Origin of the sequence: Streptomyces sp. C10-9-1, from assembly GCF_024497955.1 — a bacterium.
GTDB lineage: Bacteria > Actinomycetota > Actinomycetes > Streptomycetales > Streptomycetaceae > Streptomyces > Streptomyces sanyensis.
On the sequence record NZ_JANHKP010000014.1, the window covers coordinates 134,553 to 159,958 of the forward strand.

Genomic DNA, 25,406 nt, shown 5'->3' on the forward strand with positions numbered 1-25,406 from the left:
CCGTTCGAAACCCACCGGTATCCTGCGGTTGACATCCACCCGAAGCCGAAGGGCATATCCGTGAGCGCCAACCGCCCGGCAGCCGTCGTCGTTCTCGCAGCGGGTGAGGGCACCCGCATGAAGTCGAAGACCCCCAAGGTCCTGCACGAAATCGCCGGGCGGTCGCTCGTCGGCCATGTCGTCTCGGCCGCCCGCGAGCTGCAGCCCGAGCAGCTCGTCGTGGTCGTCGGCCATGCCCGCGAACAGGTGGAGGCCCATCTCGGCAGCCACTACGCCGGGACCCGCACGGCCTTCCAGGCCGAGCAGAACGGCACCGGGCACGCGGTGCGGATGGGCCTGGAGGAGCTGGGCGGCGAGCCGGACGGCACGGTGATCGTGGTCTGCGGCGACACCCCGCTGCTGACGGGCGGCACGCTGGCGGCGCTCGCGGGGACCCACGCCGCGGACGGCAACGCCGTCACGGTGCTCTCCGCGCAGGTGCCCGACGCGACGGGCTACGGCCGGATCGTGCGGGACCCGGCGAGCGGCGCGGTCACCGCGATCGTGGAGCACAAGGACGCCACCGAGGAGCAGCGGGCGGTCCGGGAGATCAACTCCGGGGTCTTCGCCTTCGACGGGGCGCTGCTGGCCGACGCCCTGGGCAAGGTGCGCACGGACAACAGCCAGGGCGAGGAGTACCTGACGGACGTCCTGTCCATCCTGCGCGAGGCGGGGCACCGGGTGGGCGCCTCGGTCGCGGGCGACCACCGGGAGATCCTCGGGATCAACAACCGCGTGCAGCTCGCCGAGGCCCGCCGCCTGCTCAACGAGCGGCTGCTGGAGCGCGCCATGCTCGCCGGGGTGACCGTCGTCGACCCGGCCTCGGTGCTCGTCGACGCCACGGTGACCTTCGGCCAGGACTCCGTGGTCCACCCGGGCACCCAGCTGCTCGGCGCCACCCACGTCGGCGAGGGCGCGGAGGTCGGCCCGAACACCCGCCTGCGGGACACCGCCGTGGGGGCCGGCGCCCGGGTGGACAACACCGTCGCGGAGTCCGCCGAGATCGGCGAGGGGGCCTCCGTGGGGCCGTTCGCCTACCTGCGGCCGGGCACCCGGCTCGGCGTGAAGAGCAAGATCGGCACCTATGTCGAGACCAAGAACGCGGTGATCGGCGAGGGCACCAAGGTGCCCCACCTGTCGTACGTGGGCGACGCGACGATCGGCGAGTACTCGAACATCGGCGCGGCGAGCGTCTTCGTGAACTACGACGGCGAGGCCAAGCACCACACGACGATCGGCTCGCACTGCAAGACGGGCTCCGACAACATGTTTGTGGCTCCTGTCACGGTCGGGGACGGCGCCTACACCGCCGCCGGCTCGGTGATCACGAAGGACGTGCCCGCCGGCGCACTGGCCGTCGCCCGCGGCCAGCAGCGGAATATCGACGGCTGGGTGGCGCGCAAGCGACCGGGGAGCGCCGCCGCGCAGGCCGCCGCGGCGGCGGCCGGGGAAGCCTCCGAGGAGAACTGACCGGAAACGAGTGCGCCGAACTCGGCGTACCGTGATACGTGCACACAAATTCGGCTGGCTCGCGTCGGGCCTTCCAGGGACCCCCTGGACTCCCGCGGCCAGAGAACACGTCTGAGGAGACAGTGCTGTGACCGGGATCAAGACGACCGGCGAGAAGAAGATGATGCTCTTCTCCGGCCGCGCCCACCCCGAGCTGGCCGAGGAGGTTGCACACCAGTTGGGTGTGGGCCTCGTCCCGACGAAGGCTTTCGATTTCGCCAACGGCGAGATCTACGTCCGCTTCCAGGAGTCGGCGCGCGGTGCCGACTGCTTCCTGATGCAGAGCCACACGGCCCCCATCAACAAGTGGATCATGGAGCAGCTGATCATGATCGATGCTCTCAAGCGGGCCTCGGCCCGGAGCATCACCGTGATCATCCCGTCCTACGGCTACGCCCGCCAGGACAAGAAGCACCGCGGCCGCGAGCCCATCTCGGCCCGCCTGATCGCCGACCTGCTGAGGACCTCGGGCGCCGACCGGATCCTCACCGTGGACCTCCACACGGACCAGATCCAGGGCTTCTTCGACGGGCCGGTCGACCACCTGTCGGCGCTGCCCGTGCTCGCGGACTACGTGGGCGCCAAGGTCGACCGCACCAAGCTGACCATCGTCTCCCCCGACGCCGGCCGCGTGCGGGTGGCGGACCGCTGGTGCGACCGGCTGGACGCACCGCTGGCGATCGTCCACAAGCGCCGCGACAAGGACGTGGCCAACCAGGTCACGGTCCACGAGGTCGTCGGCGAGGTCGAGGGCCGGGTCTGCGTCCTGGTGGACGACATGATCGACACCGCGGGCACCATCTGCGCCGCGGCGGACGCGCTGTTCGCCAACGGCGCCGAGGACGTCATCGTGACGGCGACCCACGGCATCCTCTCGGGGCCGGCGGCGGACCGCCTGAAGAACTCGAAGGTCAGCGAGTTCGTGCTCACCAACACCCTGCCGACGCCGGGCGAGCTGGAGCTCGACAAGATCAAGGTGCTCTCCATGGCGCCGACGATCGCCCGCGCGGTGCGCGAGGTCTTCGAGGACGGCTCGGTCACCAGCCTCTTCGAGGAGGACCGCTAGCAGCCACGCCCGGGCAGCCGTCCCGGGGGATGCAGGGGCCGCCCCGCGCTCGCCGCGGGGCGGCCCTTTCGCATGCCGCCCCGCGGGCCCCTCGGTGATCCATTTGGGGGTGCCGCGGGCGGTGGCTAGAATGACCGGGTTGCTCGGCGAGGGAGGCCGCACCCCACGGTGCGGCGGTCCGTTATCGACGCGCTCTTCGTAGCAGGCCAGTCGTGGCCGGGTGACCGCCACCTGTTACCCATCCTGTTTACACGAGGAGTGCACATGTCCGAGGTGAAGCTCGCCGCCTCCGTCCGCAAGGAGTTCGGCAAGGGCGCTGCCCGCCGCATCCGCCGCGAGGACAAGGTCCCCGGCGTCCTGTACGGCCACGGCAGCGACCCGGTCCACATCACCCTGCCGGGCCACGACCTGCTGATGGCGCTCCGCACCCCGAACGTCCTGATCGCCCTGGACATCGAGGGCAAGAACGAGCTGGCCATCCCGAAGGCCGTGCAGCGCGACCCGCTGAAGGGCTTCCTGGAGCACGTCGACCTGCTGCTCGTCAAGCGCGGCGAGAAGGTCACGGTCGAGATCCCGGTCCAGACCGAGGGCGACCTGGCCCCCGGCGGCTACCTGCTGGAGCACGTGCTCAACGCGCTGCCGGTCGAGGCCGAGGCCACCCACATCCCCGAGTCCGTCTCGGTGTCCATCGAGGGTCTGGAGGCCGGCGCCTCCGTCCTCGCCAAGGACATCACCCTGCCCAAGGGCGTCTCCCTGGCCGTCGAGGAGGACGCCGTCGTCCTGCAGGTCCTGGCCGCGCAGGCCGAGGAGCCGGCCGCCGAGGGCGAGGGCGACGAGGCCGCCGAGGCCTGAGTCGTAAGCTCTCCCCGAGGCTTTGCGCGGGGTGGCGGGCTGCGGCCCGCCACCCCGCTTCCCTTTCCTGTTCGGTCCGGTGACGAGGAGACGCGGCGCAGATGTCGGACGTGAACGCCCCCTGGCTGGTCGTGGGGCTCGGCAACCCGGGACCCGGCTACGCGGGCAACCGCCACAACGTCGGCTTCATGGTGGCCGACCTGCTGGCCGAACGGATCGGCGGCTCGTTCAAGCGGGCCCAGAAGGCCCAGGCCCAGGTGCTGGAGGGGCGCATCGGGCCCGCGGGGCCGGCGAGCCGCAGGGTGGTGCTGGTGAAGCCGATGTCGTACATGAACCTCTCGGGCGGCCCGGTGACGGCCCTGCGCGACTTCTACAAGGTCCCCACCGACCGGGTGGTGGCGGTCCACGACGAACTCGACATCGACTACGGGACGCTGCGTCTGAAGCTGGGCGGCGGGGACAACGGGCACAACGGGCTGAAGTCGATGACCAAGGCCATGGGCCCGGACTACCACCGGGTGCGCTTCGGCATCGGGCGCCCGCCCGGCCGGATGCAGGTGGCGGACTTCGTCCTGAAGGACTTCGCGTCCGCGGAGCGCAAGGAACTCGGCTACTTCGTGGACCGGGCCGCCGACGCGGTGGAGTGCCTCGTGCTCGACGGTCTGGAGCGCGCCCAGGGGACGTACAACTCCTGAGCGGCCAGCGCCGGGACCTTCCTCACCCCGGACGGGAGGAGGTTGACCCGGCGCACTCCCATGGCCAAGGATCGCGCCCCATGAAGCGGAACTCCTCCGGCCGGATACTCGATCACACCCGCACCGCGGCGACGGGCCTCGTCGCCGCGCTCCTGCTCGCCGCGGGCTTCTGGACGTCCTGGGGCGACGCCCAGCACATCCTGCTCTCCAAGGGCCGCGAGCACGGCACCCTGTCGGTCGGGCAGTGCGCGGACGAGGTGTGCACGGGCCCGTACACGCCCCAGGAGCCGGCCCCGGGCCGCGAGGGTGTGACCATCGAGGAGTCCGTCGCCGTGCGCAAGGGCGAGATCCTCTCCGTGGTGCTGCGCCCCGGCACCACCGAGGCGCTGCGCACGGGACCCGCGGGCGCCCTGCTGGCCTGGATGCCGCTCGGGGGCGCCCTGCTGCTGGCCTCCCCGGTCATCGGCGCCGGGCTGCGGCTCACCCGTACGGCCTGGGCCGCGGCGGCCGCGGGCGGCCTGCTGCTGCTGGCGTCCTTCCTCGCGCTCTGACCACTCCGGAGCATGACGCGTAGTCATCTTGACCTGATTGTTAGCAGGACTATCGGCAGGAAACGGGGCTCTTGTGGTGAAAGAGGGCTCACGTGACTTGACCGGCATCCCTGTTCCCGAGGACGCTGAGCTGCCCCCCACGGCCCTTCTGCAGATGGACTGCCATGCGTAGATTCCTTCCCGTAGGTGCCGTCATGACGGCGACCGCCCTCACGGCGCTCGCGGCTCCGGCCGCGCACGCGGCTCTGCCCGCGGCCAAGGGCGACAACGGCACCGTGAAGATCCACGAAGCCGGTACCGGCCAGGAGCTGGTGAAGAACGAGCCCAAGGTCTGCGACTTCTACCTCGCGGCCTTCACGTTCGACGAGGGCCAGAAGGCGAACTGGGAGATCCAGGCCTGGGCCGGCAACGACCTCGAGAAGGGCACGGTCGTCGAGTCCGGCTCCCTGACCCTCGACGAGGAGGGCCACGGGCGCACCGAGGACATGCGGCTGGCCGACGGGCAGTACAAGCTCTTCTGGACCTTCGAGGGCGAGAAGGGCAAGGCCAAGCACAAGGTCTTCAAGTCCGCGTGCGAGCCCGGGGAGACCGGGCCCACTCCGGGCGAGACCAAGCCGACCCCCGGCGAGACCGGGCCCACTCCGGGCGAGACCAAGCCGACCCCTGGCGAGACCGAGCCCACTCCGGGCGAGACCAAGCCGACCCCTGGCGAGACCGAGCCCACTCCGGGCGAGACCAAGCCGGCCCCCGGCGGAACCGGGCCCGCACCGGAGTCCTCGGAGTCCGCCGCTCCCGTCCCGGGTGACGACACCTCGGGCAACCTGGCGGAGACCGGCAGCGGCACCCCCGTGGGCGCCCTGGCCGCGGGCGCCGCACTGCTGGTCGGCGCCGGCGGATACCTGCTGGCCCGTCGCCGCACCGCGACCCGGAGCTGATCCGGGGCCGGACGGCCGGGCCCGCACGGCCCGCGGCCCGACGCGCCCCCGCGGAGCGGTCCGCGGGGGCCGCGCCCCCGGCCCGCGCGCCGCGCGACCGAACGCACCGCCGCCCCCGGCCCTGGTCAGGGCCGGGGGCGGCGGTGCGCCGGGCGGGGGCGCTCAGCCCGTGTTGCGCAGGCCGGCGGCGACGCCGTTGACGGTCAGCAGCAGCGCGCGCGCCAGCAGCGGGTCCGGCTCCTCGTCCCGCTCCGCCGCGTCGCGCTGGCGCTTGAGCAGCGCGACCTGGAGGTAGGAGATCGGGTCCAGGTAGGCGTCCCGGATGGAGAAGGTCTGCGCCAGCGCGGGCTGGGAGCCCAGCAGTTCCTCGTTGCCCGTGACGCGGAGGATCTCGGCGACGGTCAGGGCGTGCTCGGCCTCGATCGTCTCGAACACGTGCCGCAGGTTCTGGGGCACCAGCGTGTCCACGTAGTGCCGGGCGATCCGCAGATCCGTCTTGGCCAGCGTCATCTCCACGTTGGAGACGAAGTTGCGGAAGAAGTGCCAGTTCCCGTACATCTCGGCCAGCACCGTGTCCAGGCCCGCCTCGCGCAGTGCCCTGAGGCCGGAGCCCACCCCGAACCACCCGGGCACGATCTGCCGCGACTGGGTCCAGCCGAAGACCCACGGGATGGCGCGCAGCCCGTCGAGGCCCGCCCCTGAGTCGGGGCGCCGCGAGGGCCGGGAGCCGAGGTGGAGTTCGGCCAGCTGGTCCACCGGCGTGGAGGCGAAGAAGTACGCGGGCAGGTCGGGGTCCTCGACCAGGCGGCGGTAGGCGTCGTGCGCGGCGTCCGAGACGGTGTCCATGGCCGCGTCCCAGCGGGACAGCGCCTCGTCGGACTGGCGGGGCGCCGTGTGCAGGGCGGACGCCTGGAGCGTGGCGGCGACCGTCAGCTCCAAATTCTCCCGGGCCAGCGAGGGGATGAGGTACTTGTCGGAGATGACCTCGCCCTGCTCGGTGACCTTGATCTCGCCCTCCAGAGTGCCCCAGGGCTGCGCCAGGATGGCGTCGTGCGAGGGGCCGCCGCCGCGGCCGACGGTGCCGCCGCGGCCGTGGAACAGGCGCAGCCGCACGCCGTGGCGGTGCGCGACGTCGCGCAGCCGCCGCTGGGCCCGGTGGATCTCCCACTGGCTGGTGGTGATGCCGCCGAACTTGGAGGAGTCGGAGTAGCCGAGCATGACCTCCTGGACGTCGCCCCGCAGCGAGACGAGCCGCCGGTAGGACGGGTCGGCGAGCATGCCCTCCAGGATGACGTCGGCGGCCTTGAGCTCGTCGGTGGTCTCCAGCAGCGGCACGATGCCGATCTTGGCCCAGCCGGCGTGGAGGTCGATCAGCCCGGCCTCGCGGGCGAGCACCGCGGCCGCGAAGACGTCGTCGGCGCCCTGGCACATCGAGATGATGTACGACTCGATGACCTCGGGGCCGAAGCGCTCGAACGCCTGCTTGACGGTGTGGAAGACACCGAGCGTCTTCTCGCCCGCGGCGTCGAGCGGCGCCGGGGTGGGGGCCAGCGGACGGCGGGAGCGCAACTCCTTGGCGAGCAGCTTCTGCCGGTAGTCGCGCGGCATGTCGGCGTAGCGCCAGGACTCCTCGCCGAGCCGGTCGAACAGCTGGCCGAGGGCGTGGTGGTGGGCGTCGGCGTGCTCGCGGACGTCCATCGTGGCGAGCTGGAGGCCGAAAGCCGACAGCGTCCGGATCACGCGGTCCATGCGGCCGTCGGCGAACAGGCCCCCGCGGTGCTCGCGCAGCGAGGTCTGGACGACGGTCAGGTCGCGGATCAGCTCGGCCGTGCCGAGGTAGTCGCGGCCGTCCTCGTGCGGGGTGCCCTTGGCGAGCCGCTCGCGGGTGTTGAGGAGCTTCTGCCGGATGCAGGTGGCCTTGAGGCGGTAGGGCTCCTCCGCGTTGAGGCGCTTGTAGCGGGGGCTGATCTCCGGCAGGCGCTCCAGGTCCTCCTGGAGGGAGGCGAGGAGTTCCTCGGTGGCGCCCGCGTAGCGGATGGAGTTCGACAGCAGTCCGCGCAGGTAGTCGATGACCTCGATGGCGTCGGTGATGCCGTGCTCGTGCTGGAGGATCAGCACGTCCCAGGTCACGGACGGGGTGACGTTGGGGTTGCCGTCGCGGTCGCCGCCGATCCAGGTGCCGAAGGTCAGCGGCCGGGTGCCGGGCGGCAGCTCGACGCCGACCCGCTCCAGCTCGGCGGCGAGGTCCTCCAGGACGTCGCCGACGGCCCCCGCGTGCAGCTCGTCGAGGTAGTAGATGGCGTTGCGGGCCTCGTCGGCGGGCTCCGGGCGGACCACGCGCAGCTCGTCGGTCTGCCAGATGAGGTCGATGTGCTCGGCGAGGCGGAGGTCGTGGCGGCGCCGGTCGGCGGCGATGCCCGGGTTCTCCAGGAGCTCGGCGATCCGGCGGAGCTTGTTCAGCACCGAGCGCCGGGCGGCCTCGGTGGGGTGGGCGGTGAAGACCGGGCGCACGTTGAGGTTGCGCACCGTCTCGCGCAGGTGCTCGGGATCGGCGTCCTTCAGCCGGTCGGCGGTGCGGGCCAGCAGGCCGCCCTCGGCTGCGCGGCGCTCGCGCATCTCGTGGCCGCGGTGCACCTGCTCGGTGACGTTGGCGAGGTGGAAGTAGGTGGAGAAGGCACGGACGAGCTTGGCGGCGGTGTCGAGATCGGTGTCGCCGAGCAGCTCGGCCGCGGCCCGCCCGTCCTCGCGCGTCAGCGCGCGGACCCGCTCGACGAGGTCGAGGAGCTCGGGCCCCTCCTGCCGTACGAGGGTCTCGCCGAGGAGGTCGCCCAGTCGGCGGATGTCGGCGCGCAGCTCGGCCGAGGCGGTAGGGGTCTTGTCGGCACTGCTCACAGGTGCGGCTCCTTGCAGTGTTTGAGCACGTCTGGAGGTGTTCTGGAGGCTTGCGGACCGCGCTGTCCGACGTCCCCAAGGATAGGTGTCCATTTTCCCGACGTTGTCCACAGGTCTCTTGCCGTGATGCTGAGCACTGCCATACTTACGTCGCCGTAGGTTACGGTTCCGTAGCCTCGGGGCCGTCCCGGCGGATCAGAGCCATGGCCGCGATCCACCGGACGGCCCAGAGCCCCCGGCCCCGGGACCCCGACCGGTCCGCGGCCCGGAGGCCCTGCCTCACGTCCCCCTTCCCCCACCCCCAGGGAATCCTCATGACCACTGGCCCCGACCTGCTGGACGACGCCGCGACGGCGCGATCCGCCGGCACGGCGTCCGCCGACGGCGCCCCTCCCCGGGACTCCGCCGGAACAGCCTCCTCCACGACCTCCGCCACGCTCGGCGGGGACAGCAAGCGGTCGATCGAGCAGATCGCGCTGCTGCTGTTCATCACGGTGCCGTTCCTCGCCCTGCTCGCGGCGGTGCCGCTGGCCTGGGGCTGGGGTGTGAGCTGGCTCGACCTCGGCCTGCTGGTGGCGATGTACTACATCGGCTGCCACGGCATCACCATCGGCTTCCACCGGTACTTCACGCACGGCTCCTTCAAGGCCAAGCGCCCGCTGCGGATCGCGCTGGCGGTCATGGGGTCGCTGGCCGTCGAGGGGCCGCTGGTGCGCTGGGTCGCCGACCACCGCAAGCACCACAGGTTCTCGGACGCCGAGGGCGACCCGCACTCCCCCTGGCGCTTCGGCGAGACCCTGCCCGCCCTGATGAAGGGCCTGTGGTGGGCGCACATCGGCTGGATGTTCGACGAGGAGCAGACCCCGCAGCACAAGTACGCGCCCGACCTGGTCAAGGACCCGGTGCTCCGCCGGATCTCCCGGCAGTTCGTGCTGTGGACGGTGGTCTCGCTGGCGATCCCGCCGCTGGTCGGCGGCCTGGTCACGATGTCCTGGTGGGGCGCGTTCACCGCGTTCTTCTGGGGCTCGCTGGTGCGGGTCGCCCTGCTGCACCACGTGACCTGGTCGATCAACTCGATCTGCCACGCGGTCGGCAAGCGCCCGTTCAAGTCCCGGGACCGCTCGGGGAACGTGTGGTGGCTGGCGGTGCTGTCGTGCGGCGAGTCCTGGCACAACCTGCACCACGCGGACCCCACCAGCGCCCGGCACGGCGTACTGCGCGGCCAGGTCGACTCCAGCGCCCGGCTGATCCGCTGGTTCGAGCGGGCGGGCTGGGCGTACGACGTGCGCTGGCCCCAGCAGTCCCGTCTGGACGCCCGCCGGACGTCCTCCCCCGGCGGGAGCGGCGCGGCCGACGCGGCATGATGGACGACGTGGCGATTGACGGCGGTAGCAGCAGCACGGAGAAGACCAGGCCTTCGGCCAGGCGGGCCCGCCGGGTGCGGATGACGGGTGCCGAGCGCCGGGAGCAGTTGCTGGACATCGGCCGGACCCTGTTCGCGGAGAGGGGCTTCGAGGGCACCTCGGTGGAGGAGATCGCGGCCAAGGCCGGGGTCTCCAAGCCGGTGGTCTACGAGCACTTCGGCGGCAAGGAGGGCCTGTACGCGGTCGTGGTGGACCGCGAGATGCGCCAGTTGCTGGACATGGTCACCGGTGCGCTGACGGCGGGGCATCCGCGGGAGCTGCTGGAGCAGGCGGCGTTCGCGCTGCTCGACTACATCGAGACGTTCACGGACGGGTTCCGCATCCTGGTGCGGGACTCCCCCGTGGCCCAGTCGACGGGCACCTTCGCCTCTCTGATCAGTGACATCGCCACGCAGGTCGAGGACATCCTCGGCATGGAGTTCAAGAACCGCGGCTTCGACCCGAAGCTGGCGCCGCTGTACGCCCAGGCGCTGGTGGGCATGGTGGCGCTCACGGGACAGTGGTGGCTGGACGCCCGCCGGCCGAAGAAGGCCGAGGTCGCGGCGCATCTGGTGAACCTGGCGTGGCACGGGCTCGACGGTCTGGAGCCGAAGCCCCGGCTGATAGGCCACCGGAAGAGCTGAGCCGGACGGTGCACGGCGCCCCGCCGCGGATCCGCGGCGGGGCGCCGTGCGTGCCGCGGCGGCCGGCCCCGGCGGGGGCTCGCGGCCTCAGGCGTCGGGCTCCAGGAACTCCAGGCGGTTGCCCACGGGGTCCTCGGAGTAGAAGCGCCGGTGACCCGGCAGGTGGTCGTCCCACACGACCTTCGCCCCGCGGGCCTCCAGCCGCCGGGCGAAGGCCCCGATCCCGGTGACGCGCAGTCCGGGGTGGGCCTTGCGGGCGGGCCGGAAGTCCTCCTCGACGCCGAGGTGGAGCCGGACGGCACCGAGGGCGAACCAGCACCCCCCGCGGGCGGCGAGCGCGGGCGGCTTGGGTACCTCCGCCATGCCGAGGACCCCGGTGTAGAAGGCGCGCAGGGCGCCCTCCGAGCCGGGGGGCGCGGCGAGCTGGACGTGGTCGACGGCGGCGAGCATCAGGAGACCTTCCGGGCGACCGCGAAGATGCGCCGGAACGGGAAGACCGTGCCGTGCGGGCCCGGGGGGTAGGCGGCGCGCAGCAGGTCCCGGTACTCGCCGAGGAACCGCTCCGCGGCGGCGGGGTCGTCGGCGAGCTCGGTGAGCACCGGGCGCAGGGCCGTGCCCTTGACCCAGTCCAGGACCGGGTCCTCGCCGCCGAGCAGCTGGTAGTAGGTCGTCTCCCAGGCGTCGGCGTCGCAGCCGAGGTCGGCGAGGCGCACCAGGTAGTCCCCGGGCTCCAGGATGTGGACGTAGCGGCGGCCGTGGGTGCCGAGGCGGTCGCGCCAGCGGGGCGCGTCGCAGAGCTCGCCGAGGAGGGCGTGGCTGGGCGAGGTGAAGTTGCCGGGGACCTGGAAGGCGAGGGTTCCGCCGGGGGTGAGGCCCTCGATCCAGGCGGCGAAGGACTCGGGGTGGCCCGGTACCCACTGGAGGGCCGCGTTGGAGACGATCAGGTCGTAGGGCTCCTCCGGGGTCCAGTGCGCGGCGTCCGCCTGCCGGAAGTCGATCATCCCCCCGCCCGCGGTGGCGCCCTCGTGGTCCTTGCGGGCCTGGGCGAGCATCTCCCGCGAGACGTCGAATCCGGTGATGTGCGCGTCCGGCCAGCGGTCGGCCAGCAGGGCGGTCACATTGCCGGGGCCGCACCCGATGTCGGCGATCCGCGGGGGCCGCCCGCCCGAGGGCAGATGGGGTATCCGCCCCAGCATGTCGAGGAAGGGACGGCTGCGGTGTCCGGCGTGTCGCAGGTACTGCTCCGGATCCCAGGTGGGTACGGAATGCATGAATCGTTCCCCCTTGCAGGAAAGAAAGGTGCCGAGCGGACGGCGTTCCGGCCCGACCCTGCCCCATACTCACGGGAAATATATCTTGACGTCAAGAGACTTCATGTCGACAGACCCTCTACACTGATCGCCATGGAGGACGAGGTCGATCGACTGGTCGCAGCTTGGCGCCGCGAGCGCCCCGACCTCGACGTGGAACCGCTCGAGGTACTCAGCCGCGTCTCACGCCTGGCGCGCCACCTCGACCGCGCCCGGCGGATCGCCTTCGCCGAGCACCAGCTGGAGCCGTGGGAGTTCGACGTGCTGACCTCGCTGAGGCGCGCCGGGGCCCCCTACCAGCTCTCCCCCGGGCAGCTGCTCACGCAGACCCTGGTCACCTCCGGCACGATGACCAACCGCATCGACCGGCTGGCCAAGAAGAACCTGGTCGAGCGGCTGCCCGACCCGAGCGACCGGCGCGGTGTCCTGGTGCGGCTGACGCCCGAGGGCCGGGACCGTGCCGACCAGGCGCTGGCGGGGCTGCTCGCCCAGGAGCGGGCGATCCTCTCCCGGCTCTCCCGCGCCGAGCGCGCCGAGCTGGCCGGGCTGCTACGCCAGCTGACCGCCCCGTTCGACAACCTCCCCTGAGAGGTCGGCCGGCCCCACACCCGCCCGCCTCGCCAGGGCGACCGCGGCCAGCGTGGAGTGCACGCCGAGCTTGCCCAGCACGTTCTGCATATGCGTGCGGACGGTGTGCGGGGACAGGAAGAGGCGCTCGGCGACGGCTTTGCGCCCCAGGCCCGCGACCATGCACCGCAGCACCTCCCGCTCGCGCGGAGTCAGCGACTCGACCAGCCGCTCGCTCTCGGTGCGGTGCCGGCGCGCCGCGGTGAGCTCGCGCAGCACCCCGGTCAGCAGGGTCGGCGACAGATGGGTCTCCTCGCGCAGCACCCCGCGGATCACCGCCAGCAGCCGCTGGAGCGAGCAGTCCTTGGCGATCCACCCGGAGGCACCGGCCTGGAGGGCGAGCGCGGCGCGCGCGGGGTCGTCCTTCTCGGCGAGGACCACGGAACGCACCGGGATTCGGTGCGAGCGCACTCCCGCCACGAGCGAGATGCCGTCCACGGCCCCCTCGTCCGAGCGGCCGACCGCCCGCGGTGCGGGCACGGCCGGTATGCCCAGGTCGGCGTCGACCAGCATGACGTCGAAGCGCCGTCCCTCCGCCGCCGCGCGCTCCAGGCAGCGCAGCGCGGCAGGGCCGCTGCCGGCCGCGGCGACCTCGACGTCGGGCTCGGCGGCGAGAGCCGCGGCGAGCGACTCGGCGAAGATTCGGTGGTCGTCCACGACCAGAACCCGGATACGAACCACAAGCACCCCCAGTGCCGGGGAGGACGGAGCTGCGCGGGCACGGCGCCCGGGAAGGGAGTGGCGCAGGACCCGGCCGCCGCCGTGCCCTGAGTGATACCCCGCCCGGGGCGCCGTATCCGACGGTCTCGCCCCCTGAACAACACCGGCCCCCACCGGCGTGTGCATCAGAGTACGGACGGTGGGCTGCGGCGGAAGCCCTTTTGCAGAACTGATCGCGCCCGGTGTTCCGGGTGTGGCGGGTGTTCGGAATGCGACGCAAGTCGACGCCTTCCGCCCCCGGCGGCCGTCGGCGGCGGCCCCGGCCCGGTGCCCGGCCCGCACTCGGGCCGGGGCCCGGCGGGGGCTCGGGCCGGGGCCCTCACGGGCTCAGGCCCCGGACCTCGCCCGGGCGAAGTCCCAGGCGTCGGAGACGATCCCGGCGAGGTCCGTCCGGGAGGGCCGCCAGCCCAGGCGCTTGCGGGCGGCCTCCGCGGAGGCGACCAGCACCGCGGGATCGCCCGGGCGGCGCTCCGCCGCCAGCTCGGGGACCTGGTGTCCGGTGACCTCGCGGACGGTCTCGATCACCTCGCGCACCGAGAAGCCGCTGCCGTTGCCGAGGTTGCAGACCAGGTGCTCGCCCGGCGCGGCCGCCTCCAGGGCGAGGAGGTGCGCCTCGGCGAGGTCGGCGACGTGGATGTAGTCGCGCACGCAGGTGCCGTCGGGCGTGGGGTAGTCCTCGCCGTAGACGGAGATGTGCGCGCGGCGGCCGAGGGCCACCTGGAGGACCAGCGGGATGAGATGGGACTCGGGGTCGTGCCGCTCCCCGCACTCCCCGTAGGCGCCGGCCACGTTGAAGTAGCGCAGCGAGACGGCGGCCAGTCCGTGGGCGGCGGCCTCCCCGGAGATCATGTGGTCGACCGCCAGCTTGGAGGCTCCGTAGGGGCTGGTGGGGGCGGTCGGGGCGGACTCCGTGATGGGGGTGGTCTCGGGTTCCCCGTAGGTGGCGGCGGTGGAGGAGAACACCAGGGTGCGCACCTCAGCGGCGCGCATGGCGTCCAGCAGGGCCATGCTGCCGCCGACGTTGTTGGACCAGTAGCGCTCCGGGTGCGCCACCGACTCGCCGACCTGCGAGAACGCGGCGAAGTGCAGGACACCGTCGTAGGAGGGGTCCAGCCACCGGGCGGCGTCCTGGACGCGGCCCTCGGTGAACTCCGCCCCGTCCGGCACGGCCTCCCGGAACCCGGTGGAGAGGTCGTCCAGCACGGTCACGCGGTGTCCGGCCTCCAGCAGATGCCGGGCGACCACGCTGCCCACATAGCCCGCACCGCCCGTGACCAGGTACTTCTTGCTCACTTAGCTCGCTACCTCTCGCAGTCGCACGGCCGCCGGCTCCGGCGGCACGTCGTTGGTGAACACGTTCATGCCGGACTCGGAACCCGCGAGGAACTTCAGCTTGCCGTTAGTGCGTCGGCCGGTGAAGAGCTCACGTCGCGCAAGGGCTCCCGAGGCGGGGCACCCGGCCCGAGGGGCACGGGCCGGACCGGTGCCGCGCGGCGGGGATACACGGGGCGGCCGGGGCTGCGGGGAGCTGGCGGAGGCGCACGGGGCGCACAGGAACCCGGTGGCGCGTACCGCGGAGCCCGCGCGCCCCCTGACCGGCCGGTGCGCTGGGCCACGCGGGCGTACGCGGGCGCCTCCGCTCCGCCCCGTCGTCCCCGTCGGGATCGGCGCGCATGGTCCGCGCGGTGCCGCGCGGTGCCGCGGCCGTCCCCGTGCCGATCGGCTCGGACGGGCTGGGACGGCTCCGGCAGCACCGCACGGGCCGGGCGCGGCGGGGCTGCCGGAGCGCGCCCCGCTACTCGGGTGCGGACGCCGCGTGCGCCGCGCGGTCCAGCAGGCCGGTGCGGGCCGCGAGCGCGGCCGCCTCCAGCCTGGAGCCGACCCCCAGCTTCATCAGCACCCGCTGGACATGGGTCCGGGCGGTGCTCGGGGCGATGCCCATCCCCGCCGCGATCAGGCGCGTGTCCTCGCCCTCCGCCACCCGCACCAGCACCTCGACCTCGCGCGGGGTGAGCAGGGCGAGCAGCCGCTGGCCCTCGTCGTCCGGCTGGGCCGCCGGGTTCAGCAGTTCGGCGAAGGCCCCGTGCAGGAGCAGCGGGGCCACCGCCGCCTCACCGGCGCGCGCCTTCAGCAGGGCGCGTTCGACGCCCTCGATCCGCTCGTCGTGGCGCACGTACCCGGAGGCCCCGGCGGCGAAGGCCGCCGCGATGCCCCGCGGGCTGGGCACCGGCCCCAGGACGACCACCGCCACCTGGGGCCGTTCGCGCTTGATCCGCACCACGGGGTCGAACGCCCCCGGTGCCGCCGGCGCCTGCGTGCCCAGCAGGCACACCTCCGGAGCGCGGGCCACGACCAGGTCCGCCGCCCCGGCCGCCGGAGCGGCCGCGGCGAGCACCCGGTGCCCACGCAGTTTCAGCGCCGAGGCGAGAGCCTCGGCGAGCAGTCTGTGGTCGTCGACCACGATGAGCCGCACGCCCATCAACCCTCCCCGTCGGAGCGGACCCCCCGGCCCTCCTGACCCCCGGCAAGCTACACGCTCGCACCGCCGGGCGCCCGCCGATCACCGCAGATCACCGTGGATCCGGTGCCCGGAGCGGCCCGTTCCCGGCGCACCGGACCGCCCGGGGAGCCCGTCGGCCCCCCGCCGGGGGCGCCCCGGTGCCCCGGGACGCCGCGGGCCCGGGCCGCCGCGGAACGGCGGGCCGGGCCCGTGGGGTGTGTCCCCCGCCGCGTCCGCGGTCGGCGGACGGACGGCGGGTCAGTCGACGGCCGAGAAGGCGACCGCCAGGTACTCCTTGCCGAACTGCGAGTCGTTCTCACGGGGCTTGCTCAGCAGGTCCTGCGAGATGAAGAACCGGCCCGCGTGGTAGCGGTACTCGGACCCGCTCTCCGTGAAGCGCGTCTCGACGTCCCTCACCGACCGGTCCGAGGGGTTCTCCAGCAGCAGCGTCTCCTTGAACGTGGCCCCGTCGATGCTGACGACCTGCCCGCCCTTGTCGTAGGGGGGCCGCTTGTAGACGATCAGGTTGCCTCCGTCCATGCGGAGCGGCAGCGCGTAGTAGCCCTCTCCCGCGTCCGCGCGCTCCGGTGCGCCCTTCCCGGTGGCCAGGTCGAAGGCGACGATCTCGTTGGTGCGGCCCGTGCTGTCGGCGCTCCCCTCGTGCTCGGCGGTCGGGAGGTAGAGCTTGCCGTTCCCCACCAGCACGAACTGGCAGCCCTCCACGCCGTCGCTGGCCGAGCAGCGGGCCAGGTAGTTGTCGCCGGGAGCGGCGATCTTGGCACGCAGCTTGCCGGTCGCGGCATCGATCGAGAAGAAGTCCGAGATGCCGTAGGAGCCGGTGTCGCCCACGTCGGCCGCGACCACGAGCGGGTCGGTGGAGACGATCCGGGCGTCCTCGACGCCGTCGGGCATCGCGAAACTCGACAGCGGGGCGCCGCTGTCCGGGTCGACCGGCTGCACGGTCGCCGTGCGGCTGCCGTACTCGCCGCAGGTGCGCACGGCGACCAGGGCCTCTCCCCCGCCGTAGCCGATGTCGCGGCAGTTCTGCGCGTCGACGGTCGGCTTCCACTTGACCTTTCCGGTGGCGAGGTCGAAGGCGGCGCCGCCGTAGAGCCCTCCGGCGGCGACCGTGGCGCCGCTCAGCGTCACCTGCTCGAACTGCGTCTTGTCGTCCCCCGTGGTGCCCCCGCTGACGGAGGTGCTCCACTTCAGGGCGCCGGTGCCCAGGTCGACGACACCGACCTCGGTGCAGCGCTCGAAGAACTTGGGGGCGGTGCGCTTCCTGGCCTCGAAGAGGATCGCGGTCAGGCCGTCCTCGGTGGTGTGGCGGGAGGCTCCGCAGACCTGGCCGGGCAGCGGCGTGGTCCACAGGACGGTGCCCTCGGCCACGTCGTAGCCGACGAGCGAGTCGGCGCCCGGCTTCACGAACGTCTTGTCGGTCACCCAGGAGCCGGGGACGGCCATCAGGTCCTCGCGGGCGGGTTCGGGCAGCTGGTAGGCGACCTTCGAGGCGGTGCGGGCGCCGGGCTTCTCCTGACCGGACCCGTCCGGGGCCTTGCCGGAGTCGCCCTGGCCCCCCTGGCCCCCTGAGGAGCCCCCGGCGCTGCTGCCGGCCTCCTCCTTGCCCTCGACGCCGCTCACCGAGGCGTAGACGATGCCGCCGCCGACGATCAGCACGATCGCGACGCAGGCCGCGATGACGATCTTCGTCGAGGTGCTGATCCCGCGGCGTCCGCCGGGGCCCGGCTGAGGCGCCGTCGGCTGGGTGGGGTAGCCGTACGGCGGCTGCCCCGGGGCGCCCTGCTGCGGATAGCCGTAGGACGGCTGCCCGGGGGCGCCCTGCTGCGGATGGCCGTAGGGCTGGGTGGGCGCGGCCCCCGGGGCCCCGAACGGCTGGGTGGGGGGCGGGCCCTGCGGGTAGCCGTAGGCGCCCGCGTCCTGCGGTGCCCCGGCCGGCGGCGGGACGGGTGCGCCGAAGCCTCCGGCGGGCGGCTCCTGGGGCGCCCCGAAGCCCTGGGAGGCCGGTGCGCCGGGGGCCTCGCCTGCCGGGCGCCCGGCCGGGGGACCGGCGGCGGGCGGACCCTGCGGCGGTGGGGCCGGGGTCTCGCCCCCGGAGTTCCCGGACGGGGGATCCGCGGGGGGCTGGTGGGGCGGCGGGGGCTGGGTCATCTGCGTCTACCTCGTCGTACGGGAGGGAAAGGCGGGGAGCGGAGGACGGGGCGGCGTCAGGAGCCGAAGCCCATCAGCGTCTTCGTCTCCAGCTCCTCCTCGTCGTTGCTGGCACTCACCCGCCCGCTGGCGAGGAAGAAGCGGCCGTCGGCGTACGCCGTCCTCGGCGAGTGGAAGGAGCTCTCGATCCGCGCGGTCGAGGCGGGGTTCTGCAGCACCGTCCTCGGTGCGCCGCCGGCCGGGGCGATGGTGGCGAGGGTGCCGCCCGTGTCGTGGCGGGCGGTCATGTAGACGAGGACCCGGCCGCCCTCCATCCGCAGCGGGGTCATCTCCCGCTCGGCGGGGGCCTTGGTGCGCCAGACCGGCTTGCCGGTGTCCAGGCCGAAGGCCACGACCTCGTTGGCCTTGCCGAAGCCGGTGTCCGTCGCCATGTAGAAGTAGCGGGAGTCCGCGGCCACGCCGGTGCAGCCCTGGAGGTTCTGGCCGAAGACGACGAAGGCGCCGCCGTTGCAGCGGGGGGCGTACGAGTCGTCCCCGCCCTGGATCGTCGCCCGCTGGCTGCCGTTGTCGGTGAGCGACAGGATCGACCACTTCTTGGGCTCGTTCTGCCTGATCGACACGACCAGCGGACTCACCGAGAAGACCTTGTCGATCTCCCACCCCTCGGGGGTGTCGTAGGTCCAGCGCGGCTTGCCGGTCGCCGGGTCGATCCCCTGGAGCTGCTGCTTGGGGTTCTTGTAGTCGCCCGTCGGGCAGCTGGCGGCGGCGATCAGCTTCGGGCCGCCCGCGAAGGCGAAGGGCTTGCAGTCGCCGGCGGGCTTGCCGAACAGCTGCCTGCCGTCGGCGAGCGAGAAGCCGTGGGAGTTGCTGCCGCCCGCGACCGCCAGCGTGCTGCCGGAGATGGCGAGCGTGTAGTCGGCCAGGGAGGCGAAGGCGCCGCTCGGCTTCGGGATGGACTTCTTCCAGCCCGCCTTGCCGGTCCTGAGGTCGACCATCTGGAGGTCGTTGCACTTGGCCTTGTCGGTCAGGCCGTCCTCGATGCCGAAGACGATCCGGCCGTCGGCGGAGGGGGCGTCGGGCGCCGAGCACACGGTGGTGGCGACCGGGACGCTCCACTTCTTGGTGCCGTCCTTCACCGAGTACCCGGCGATCTCCCGGTACATGGCCTTGACCACGGTGTCGCCGACGGTCCACGGGCCGAAGACCCGGGCGCCGCCGCGGGGCAGGTCGACGTCGTTCTTGGTGAGGAACAGGACCCTGGACTCGCCGTCCTTGCGTCCGGCGTTGAGGTCCTCCGCCTGCTCCCGGCCCCCGCCGGGGCCCTTGCCGTCGCCCTTGTCGACCTCGTCCCCGCCCCCGTCCGCGTCCGCGGCGGGGGTCGGCGTCGCCGCGCCGGACTCGGCGGCGACGGGGGCGTCCTTCTTCCCGCCGCCGCTCAGCGCCAGGTACGTCCCGCCGCCGACGAGGAGGAGGCCGGCAACGGAGGCGGCGACGACGGCACCGGTCCTGCCCTTGAAGGGGGAGCCGGGGCGCTTGCCGGGGGGCGGGGTCGGGGCGCCGGGGTACTGGGGCTGCCCCGGGTAGCCGTAGGGGCCCGGCTGGTTGTAGGGGCCGGGCTGCTGCTGGTACGGGCCGGGCTGCTGGTACGGGCCGGGCTGCCCGGCCTGCGGGTAGCCGTAGCCGGGGGCCTGGCCCGGCTGCCCGGCCTGCGGGTAGCCGTAGCCGGGCGGCGGGCCGGCGGGCGGAGCCTGGGGAGGCTGCGCGGGCCGCGGGGAGACGCCCTGCGGGTCCTCGGGGGCTCCGAAGCCCGGCTGCGGCGGCTGTGTCATGGCGTACTTCTCCTCCGGTCTGCTGCTCCCGGCACCCCGTCGGTCTCCCGCCCGGGCGCTGCCGAAAGGTCCCCCACCCCCGTGTGCACCGGCGTCCGGGGCGCGGTGGGAGCACCCAGGTCCGGAAGGAGCTGATCGGACGTGTCCGTCGCTTGTTTCTTTTCGGCCGACCGTGGTCGGGCGCGCTTCTTTGTATCACCCGCGACGAACGCGAAAACGGGCCGCTTCTCCCCTGTTCCCAAGGGAGGACCGGCCCGTGACGCTGTTGTTATGCGCTTTCCACGGCGCCTCCACGAACCACATCCGGCCACGGAACCGGCGCCCGGGCACGGGAGTTCACGGCCGGAGCCGCCGCCTCCGGCGCCCCGCGGCCAGGGGAGTGGGGTGCGCCGGGGGGCCCGTTCAGCCGGCGTCCTCCGCCAGCTCCAGCCACTGCATCTCCAACTCCTCGCGCTCGCTCCCGAGTTCACGCAACTCCGCGTCCAGCCTCGCCACCTTCTCGAAGTCGGTGGCGTTGTCGGCGATCTGCGCGTGCAGGGTCGTCTCCTTGTCGGAGATCCTGTCGAGCCGGCGCTCGATGCGCTGGAGCTCCTTCCTGGCGGCGCGCGCGTCCGCGGCCGAGCGCTCCCTGCCCGCCGTCGGCGCGGGCGCCGCCGCGGGCACCGGGGCGGCGGCCGCCACCAGGCTCGCCCGGCGCTCCAGGTACTCGTCGATGCCGCGCGGCAGCATCCGCAGCGCGCCGTCGCCGAGCAGGGCGAAGGTGCGGTCGGTGGTCCGCTCGACGAAGAACCGGTCGTGCGAGATGACCACCATCGACCCCGGCCAGCCGTCGAGGAGGTCCTCCAGCTGGGTCAGGGTCTCGATGTCCAGGTCGTTGGTGGGCTCGTCGAGGAAGAGCACGTTCGGCTCGTCCATCAGCAGGCGCAGCAGCTGGAGCCTGCGCCGCTCGCCTCCGGAGAGGTCGGCGACCGGGGTCCACTGCTTGTCCTTGGCGAAGCCGAACTGCTCGCAGAGCTGACCGGCGGTCATCTCCCGCCCCTTGCCCAGGTCCACCCGGTCCCGGATCTGCTGCACGGCCTCCAGCACCCGCAGGCTCCCGGGCAGTTCCGTGACGTCCTGGGAGAGGTAGGCGAGCCGGACGGTCTTGCCGACCACCACACGGCCCGCGGCCGGCTGCACCTCGCCCCCGGTGCGGACGGCGTCCGCGAGGGCGCGCAGCAGCGAGGTCTTGCCGGCCCCGTTGACGCCGACCAGGCCGATGCGGTCGCCGGGCCCGAGCTGCCAGGTCACGTGCCGGAGCAGGACCTTGGGACCGGCCTGGACGGTCACGTCCTCCAGCTCCAGGACGGTCTTGCCGAGCCGGGCGGAGGCGAACTTCATCAGCTCGGAGGTGTCGCGGGGCGGGGGCACGTCGGCGATCAGCTCGTTGGCCGCCTCGATGCGGTAGCGCGGCTTCGAGGTGCGCGCGGGCGCTCCCCGGCGCAGCCAGGCGAGTTCCTTGCGCATCAGGTTCTGCCGCTTGGCCTCCTCGGTCGCGGCGATCCGCTCGCGCTCGGCCCGGGCGAAGACGTAGTCGCTGTAGCCGCCCTCGTACTCGTGGACGGCTCCGCGCTGGACGTCCCACATCCGGCTGCAGACCTGGTCGAGGAACCAGCGGTCGTGGGTGACGCAGACGAGGGCGGAGCGGCGCTCGCGGAGGTGGCGGGCGAGCCAGGCGATGCCCTCGACGTCGAGGTGGTTGGTGGGCTCGTCGAGGACGATCAGGTCCTGCTCGGCGATGAGCAGCTTGGCGAGCGCGATCCGGCGGCGCTCGCCACCGGACAGCGGGCCGATGACGGTGTCGAGCCCCTGCGGGAAGCCGGAGAGGTCCAGGCCGTCGAAGAGGCCGGTGAGAACGTCGCGGATCTTGGCGTTCCCCGCCCACTCGTGGTCGGCCAGGTCCCCGATGACCTCGTGCCGGATGGTGGCCTCGGGGTCGAGCGAGTCGTGCTGCGTCAGCACGCCGAGGCGCAGCCCGCCGCTCTGGGTGACCCGCCCGCTGTCGGGTTCCTCCAGTTTGGCCAGCATCCGGATGAGGGTGGTCTTGCCGTCGCCGTTGCGCCCGACGACGCCGATGCGGTCGCCCTCGGAGACGCCCAGCGAGACGGAGTCCAGCAGGGCACGGGTGCCGTAGACCTTGCTGACTGCCTCGACGTTGACCAGGTTGACGGCCATGACTCTCCTGCCAGGGGGAACGAACGACGTCCCAGCCTAAGGGCTGTGCCGCGGTCCCCGGCGGGCGCACGACGGCGGCCGCGGCACCCCGCCGCGTCGCCGCGTCCCCGGAGCGCACCCGGCACGGGGCGTCCCCCGCCGCGCCGCGCGCCGCATTGCGGGCCCGCGCGCCGGTCCGCCGGGGGGGGCGGCGGAGCGCCCCCGAGCCCGCGCGCCGCCCCTCAGCGCCGCCACACGCGCGGCTCGACCGGTGCGGAGGGGCGGCCGGCCCGGGCGACGAGCAGCCAGCCGCCCAGCACCATGGCGAGCGCGGACGGGGCGGAGACCGGCACCGCGACGAGCACGGCGGTCCGGCCGTCCAGGATGCCGCCGAAGCCCACCAGGGACAGGCCCAGCACCCCGAAGAGGCAGAGTGCGGCGCCGACCGCCGCGAGGGGTCCCGAACCGGGCCGGGGCGAGGCACCCGGAGTGCCCGGCATCTCGAAGCGGCGGAAGACCGCCACCAGCAGGGCGGTGAACACCGCGGCGGCCGCCAGCCGCGGCGGGACCTGCGCCCACCAGGCCCCCGTGGCGGGTGCGGGCAGCGGCGCACCGACGGCGAGCAGCGCCGCGTAGACACCGAGCATCGCGGTCAGGTGCCACAGGAACGCGGTCATCGCGACCCCGTTGGCGGCGACGACCGCCCGCCACACGCGCGCCCTGCCCGCGAGCCGGGTGCCGGGCCCGCGCAGCAGCTCCACGGCGCCGACCAGCCAGAGGGCGTGGCAGAGCAGGGCGAGGGTCGGCGGGGCCATGTTGGAGACCTCCTCGCCGGGCATGCCCACCATGGAGAGCGGATAGGGGCCGAGGGCCACCAGCGCGGCGGCGCCCGCGAGTCCGCCGGCGGCGAGCAGGCCGGGGCGCCGGATCATGCCGTCCGCGCGCAGGAAGCCGAGCTGGTGGACGGCGAGCCAGACGAGGGCGAAGTTGAGGTACCCCACGTACGGCACGCCGAAGGCGAAGCGCAGCAGGTCGACGGCGGCGACCGCCCCGGCGAGGGCGAGGGGCACCCGGGCTCCGGCCCGCTCGTGGAGCCGCAGCAGCGGCGGGGTGAGGGCGACCACGGCGAGGTAGACGCCGATGAACCACAGCGGCTGCGCGACCAGTCGCAGCGCCGCGCCCACGGGCCCGCGGTCCGCGCCGAGGACGGCCGCGACCAGGGCCGCGGCCGTCCAGACGAGCACGAACGCCGCGGTGGGCACCAGCAGCCGCCGCGACCGGCCGTGCAGGAAGGCCGCGTAGACGCTCCGCGCCGGAAGGCGGCGGCGCAGGGACCGGAAGGTGAGCGCGTGGGCGAAGCCGCCGACGAAGAAGAAGACCGGCATCACCTGGAGCACCCAGGTCAGGACCTGGAGCCCGGGGAGGGAGGCGAGCAGGTTGCCGACCCGCCCGTCGGCGGTGACGGCGGCCATCAGCCAGTGCCCGCAGACGACGGTGGCGAGTGAGGCGACCCGCAGCAGGTCGGCGTAGCGGTCGCGGGTTCCGGGGGTGTTCCGGGCGAGCTCGCGGACGGTGGTCGTGGTCATGGGGGCCACGGTGCCGCCCGCCCGGGGCGGCGGACAGCGCCCGGGTACTCAGGTCCCGTCTGAGTACCCGGCGCCGCCGTGACCGGGCGCGCGGTGCCGCGGCGGAGTGCTCAGCCCCCGGCGACGACCGTCGCCCCGGGTGCCGGAGCGAGGGCCGGACGTGCCTCGCGGCAGGTGCCCGAGGCCCGCAGCGCGGCGGCCACCGACTCGGCGGCCTCGGCGTCCTTCACCAGGAAGGCCGTGGTGGGGCCCGAACCGGAGACCAGTCCGGCGAGCGCTCCGGCGTCCGTGCCCGCGGCCAGGGTGGCCGCGAGGGAGGGGCGCAGCGAGAGGGCGGCCGGCTGGAGGTCGTTGCCGAGGGCGTCCGCCAGGCCCGCGGTGTCGCCGGTGCGCAGTGCCTCCAGCAGCGCGGGCGAGGCGGCCGGGGTCGGGACCTCGGTACCGCGGTTCAGCCGGTCGAACTCGGCGTAGACGGCGGGAGTCGACAGGCCGCCGTCCGCCATGGCGAACACCCAGTGGAAGGCGCCGCCCACCTCCAGGGGGGTGAGCAGTTCGCCCCGGCCGGTGCCGAGTGCCGCTCCGCCGACCAGGCTGAACGGCACGTCGGAGCCCAACTCGGCACAGAGCGAGAGCAGTTCCTCCCGCGAGGAGCCGCAGCCCCACAGGGCGTCGCAGGCGAGCAGGGCGCCCGCGCCGTCCGCGGAGCCGCCCGCCATCCCGCCGGCGACGGGGATGTCCTTGCGGATGTGGAGGTGCACGTTCGGGGTGATGCCGTGCCGTGCGGCGAGGAGTTCGGCGGCGCGGACGGCGAGGTTGGTGCGGTCCAGCGGCACCTGGCCGGCCCCCGGGCCCTCGCAGGTGACGGCCGGTGCCGCGGCCTCGGCCACGGTGACCTCGTCGTACAGGCCGACGGCGAGGAAGACGTTGGCCAGGTCGTGGTAGCCGTCCGGCCGGGCTCCGCCGACCGCGAGGCGGACGTTGACCTTGGCCGGCACCCGTACCGTGACGCCCCTGGTGACACTCACTGCTTCGCCTCCGCGATCCGCGCGAACTCCTCCACCGTCAGCGACTCCCCGCGTGCCTGCGGGGAGACGCCTGCCGCCACCAGGGCGGCCTCCGCCGCCGCCGCCGACCCGGCCCAGCCCGCCAGGGCTGCGCGCAGGGTCTTGCGGCGCTGCGCGAAGGCCGCGTCGACGACGGCGAACACCTCGGCCCGGGAGGCGGTGGTGGCGAGCGGCTCGCTGCGGCGCACCAGGGACACCAGGCCGGAGTCGACGTTGGGGGCCGGCCAGAAGACGTTGCGGCCGATGGCCCCGGCCCGCCTGACCTCCGCGTACCAGTTGGCCTTCACGGACGGCACCCCGTAGACCTTGCCGCCCGGCCGGGCGGCGAGCCGGTCGGCCACCTCGGCCTGCACCATGACGAGGGTGCGCTCGATGCTCGGGAAGCGCTCCAGCATGTGCAGCAGCACCGGTACGGCCACGTTGTACGGCAGGTTGGCGACCAGCGCGGTGGGCGGCGGCCCGGGCAGTTCCTGCACCCGCATGGCGTCCGAGTGGACGAGACGGAAGCGCTCGGCCCGCTCGGGCAGCCGGGCGGCGACCGTGGCCGGCAGGGCCCCGGCCAGCACGTCGTCGATCTCGACGGCGACGACCTGGTCGGCGGTCTCCAGCAGGGCCAGCGTCAGCGAGCCGAGTCCGGGGCCCACCTCGACGACGACGTCGTCCGGCCGGACCTCCGCGGTGCGCACGATCCGGCGGACGGTGTTGGCGTCGATGACGAAGTTCTGCCCGCGCTGCTTGGTCGGGCGTACGCCCAGCGCGGCGGCCAGTTCTCGGATGTCGGCGGGGCCGAGCAGGGCGTCGGGGTCAGTGGTGCTCACCGAT

At 73.6% G+C, this 25,406-nt stretch carries 21 protein-coding genes and 1 pseudogene; 9 read left to right on the top strand and 13 right to left on the bottom strand.

Going from position 1 to position 25,406, the window contains the following annotated elements:
• Positions 1-60: 60 nt before the first annotated feature.
• The 6 genes from glmU (at position 61) to NPS70_RS20895 (ending at position 5,647) form a co-directional block, all read left to right on the top strand.
• Positions 61-1,509 (top strand): bifunctional UDP-N-acetylglucosamine diphosphorylase/glucosamine-1-phosphate N-acetyltransferase GlmU, encoded by a 1,449-nt coding sequence (glmU, locus tag NPS70_RS20870; protein ID WP_256525874.1) that lies wholly within the window; start codon positions 61-63, stop codon positions 1,507-1,509.
• A gap of 127 nt (positions 1,510-1,636) precedes the next feature.
• Positions 1,637-2,614 (top strand): ribose-phosphate diphosphokinase, encoded by a 978-nt coding sequence (locus NPS70_RS20875; RefSeq protein WP_256525875.1) that lies wholly within the window; start codon positions 1,637-1,639, stop codon positions 2,612-2,614.
• Between the two features lie 264 nt (positions 2,615-2,878).
• Positions 2,879-3,466, top strand: coding sequence for a 50S ribosomal protein L25/general stress protein Ctc (locus tag NPS70_RS20880; RefSeq protein ID WP_256525876.1), 588 nt, complete (start codon positions 2,879-2,881; stop codon positions 3,464-3,466).
• A gap of 101 nt (positions 3,467-3,567) precedes the next feature.
• The gene (gene pth / locus NPS70_RS20885; RefSeq protein ID WP_256525877.1) at positions 3,568-4,161 is read left to right on the top strand and encodes an aminoacyl-tRNA hydrolase; all 594 of its coding nucleotides are present in this window, start codon (positions 3,568-3,570) and stop codon (positions 4,159-4,161) included.
• 80 nt (positions 4,162-4,241) lie between these two features.
• On the top strand, positions 4,242-4,712 hold the full coding sequence (locus tag NPS70_RS20890) for a hypothetical protein (RefSeq protein WP_256525878.1): 471 nt from the start codon (positions 4,242-4,244) through the stop codon (positions 4,710-4,712).
• Between the two features lie 194 nt (positions 4,713-4,906).
• Positions 4,907-5,647, top strand: a complete 741-nt coding sequence (locus NPS70_RS20895) for an LPXTG cell wall anchor domain-containing protein (RefSeq protein WP_256525879.1) — start codon at positions 4,907-4,909, stop codon at positions 5,645-5,647.
• A gap of 162 nt (positions 5,648-5,809) precedes the next feature.
• On the opposite strand, the gene ppc is transcribed toward NPS70_RS20895, so the two are convergent.
• Complete coding sequence (gene ppc / locus NPS70_RS20900; RefSeq protein ID WP_256525880.1) at positions 5,810-8,539, bottom strand: phosphoenolpyruvate carboxylase; 2,730 nt, start codon at positions 8,537-8,539, stop codon at positions 5,810-5,812.
• Between the two features lie 314 nt (positions 8,540-8,853).
• On the opposite strand from ppc, the gene NPS70_RS20905 reads away from it, so the two are divergent.
• Positions 8,854-9,903: a fatty acid desaturase gene (locus NPS70_RS20905; protein WP_256525881.1), complete on the top strand. Its 1,050-nt coding sequence runs from the start codon at positions 8,854-8,856 to the stop codon at positions 9,901-9,903.
• A complete protein-coding gene (locus NPS70_RS20910) occupies positions 9,903-10,586 on the top strand; it encodes a TetR/AcrR family transcriptional regulator (protein WP_256525965.1) in 684 nt (227 codons plus the stop codon). The genes NPS70_RS20905 and NPS70_RS20910 overlap by 1 nt, the downstream gene beginning before the upstream one ends.
• Positions 10,587-10,673: 87 nt before the next feature.
• Here the strand turns inward: NPS70_RS20910 and NPS70_RS20915 are convergent, their stop codons facing one another.
• Positions 10,674-11,036, bottom strand: a complete 363-nt coding sequence (locus NPS70_RS20915) for a VOC family protein (RefSeq protein ID WP_256525882.1) — start codon at positions 11,034-11,036, stop codon at positions 10,674-10,676.
• Entirely contained in the window at positions 11,036-11,857 is an 822-nt protein-coding gene (locus tag NPS70_RS20920) for a trans-aconitate 2-methyltransferase (RefSeq protein WP_256525883.1), read from the bottom strand. Before NPS70_RS20920 ends, NPS70_RS20915 begins: the two co-directional genes overlap by 1 nt.
• 132 nt (positions 11,858-11,989) lie before the next feature.
• On the opposite strand from NPS70_RS20920, the gene NPS70_RS20925 reads away from it, so the two are divergent.
• Entirely contained in the window at positions 11,990-12,484 is a 495-nt protein-coding gene (locus tag NPS70_RS20925; protein ID WP_256525884.1) for a MarR family winged helix-turn-helix transcriptional regulator, read from the top strand.
• Here the strand turns inward: NPS70_RS20925 and NPS70_RS20930 are convergent.
• The 10 genes and pseudogenes from NPS70_RS20930 to rsmA form a co-directional block, all read right to left on the bottom strand.
• Entirely contained in the window at positions 12,446-13,204 is a 759-nt protein-coding gene (locus NPS70_RS20930; RefSeq protein ID WP_256525885.1) for a response regulator transcription factor, read from the bottom strand. The genes NPS70_RS20925 and NPS70_RS20930 overlap by 39 nt on opposite strands.
• Before the next feature lie 366 nt (positions 13,205-13,570).
• On the bottom strand, positions 13,571-14,536 hold the full coding sequence (galE, locus tag NPS70_RS20935) for a UDP-glucose 4-epimerase GalE (protein ID WP_256525886.1): 966 nt from the start codon (positions 14,534-14,536) through the stop codon (positions 13,571-13,573).
• A pseudogene (locus NPS70_RS20940) lies at positions 14,537-14,668 on the bottom strand (galactose-1-phosphate uridylyltransferase); the annotation flags it as partial.
• A gap of 370 nt (positions 14,669-15,038) precedes the next feature.
• Positions 15,039-15,722, bottom strand: a complete 684-nt coding sequence (locus NPS70_RS20945) for a LuxR C-terminal-related transcriptional regulator (protein WP_256525887.1) — start codon at positions 15,720-15,722, stop codon at positions 15,039-15,041.
• 279 nt (positions 15,723-16,001) lie between these two features.
• The gene (locus NPS70_RS20950; RefSeq protein WP_256525888.1) at positions 16,002-17,912 is read right to left on the bottom strand and encodes a PQQ-binding-like beta-propeller repeat protein; all 1,911 of its coding nucleotides are present in this window, start codon (positions 17,910-17,912) and stop codon (positions 16,002-16,004) included.
• 56 nt (positions 17,913-17,968) lie between these two features.
• The gene (locus NPS70_RS20955) at positions 17,969-19,741 is read right to left on the bottom strand and encodes a PQQ-binding-like beta-propeller repeat protein (RefSeq protein WP_256525889.1); all 1,773 of its coding nucleotides are present in this window, start codon (positions 19,739-19,741) and stop codon (positions 17,969-17,971) included.
• A gap of 402 nt (positions 19,742-20,143) precedes the next feature.
• A complete protein-coding gene (locus NPS70_RS20960; protein WP_256525890.1) occupies positions 20,144-21,955 on the bottom strand; it encodes an ABC-F family ATP-binding cassette domain-containing protein in 1,812 nt (603 codons plus the stop codon).
• A gap of 221 nt (positions 21,956-22,176) precedes the next feature.
• Complete coding sequence (locus NPS70_RS20965) at positions 22,177-23,520, bottom strand: acyltransferase (protein ID WP_256525891.1); 1,344 nt, start codon at positions 23,518-23,520, stop codon at positions 22,177-22,179.
• A 110-nt stretch (positions 23,521-23,630) separates the two neighbouring features.
• A complete protein-coding gene (locus NPS70_RS20970) occupies positions 23,631-24,545 on the bottom strand; it encodes a 4-(cytidine 5'-diphospho)-2-C-methyl-D-erythritol kinase (protein ID WP_256525892.1) in 915 nt (304 codons plus the stop codon).
• The gene (gene rsmA / locus NPS70_RS20975) at positions 24,542-25,402 is read right to left on the bottom strand and encodes a 16S rRNA (adenine(1518)-N(6)/adenine(1519)-N(6))-dimethyltransferase RsmA (protein ID WP_256525893.1); all 861 of its coding nucleotides are present in this window, start codon (positions 25,400-25,402) and stop codon (positions 24,542-24,544) included. Before rsmA ends, NPS70_RS20970 begins: the two co-directional genes overlap by 4 nt.
• Positions 25,403-25,406 lie beyond the last annotated feature (4 nt).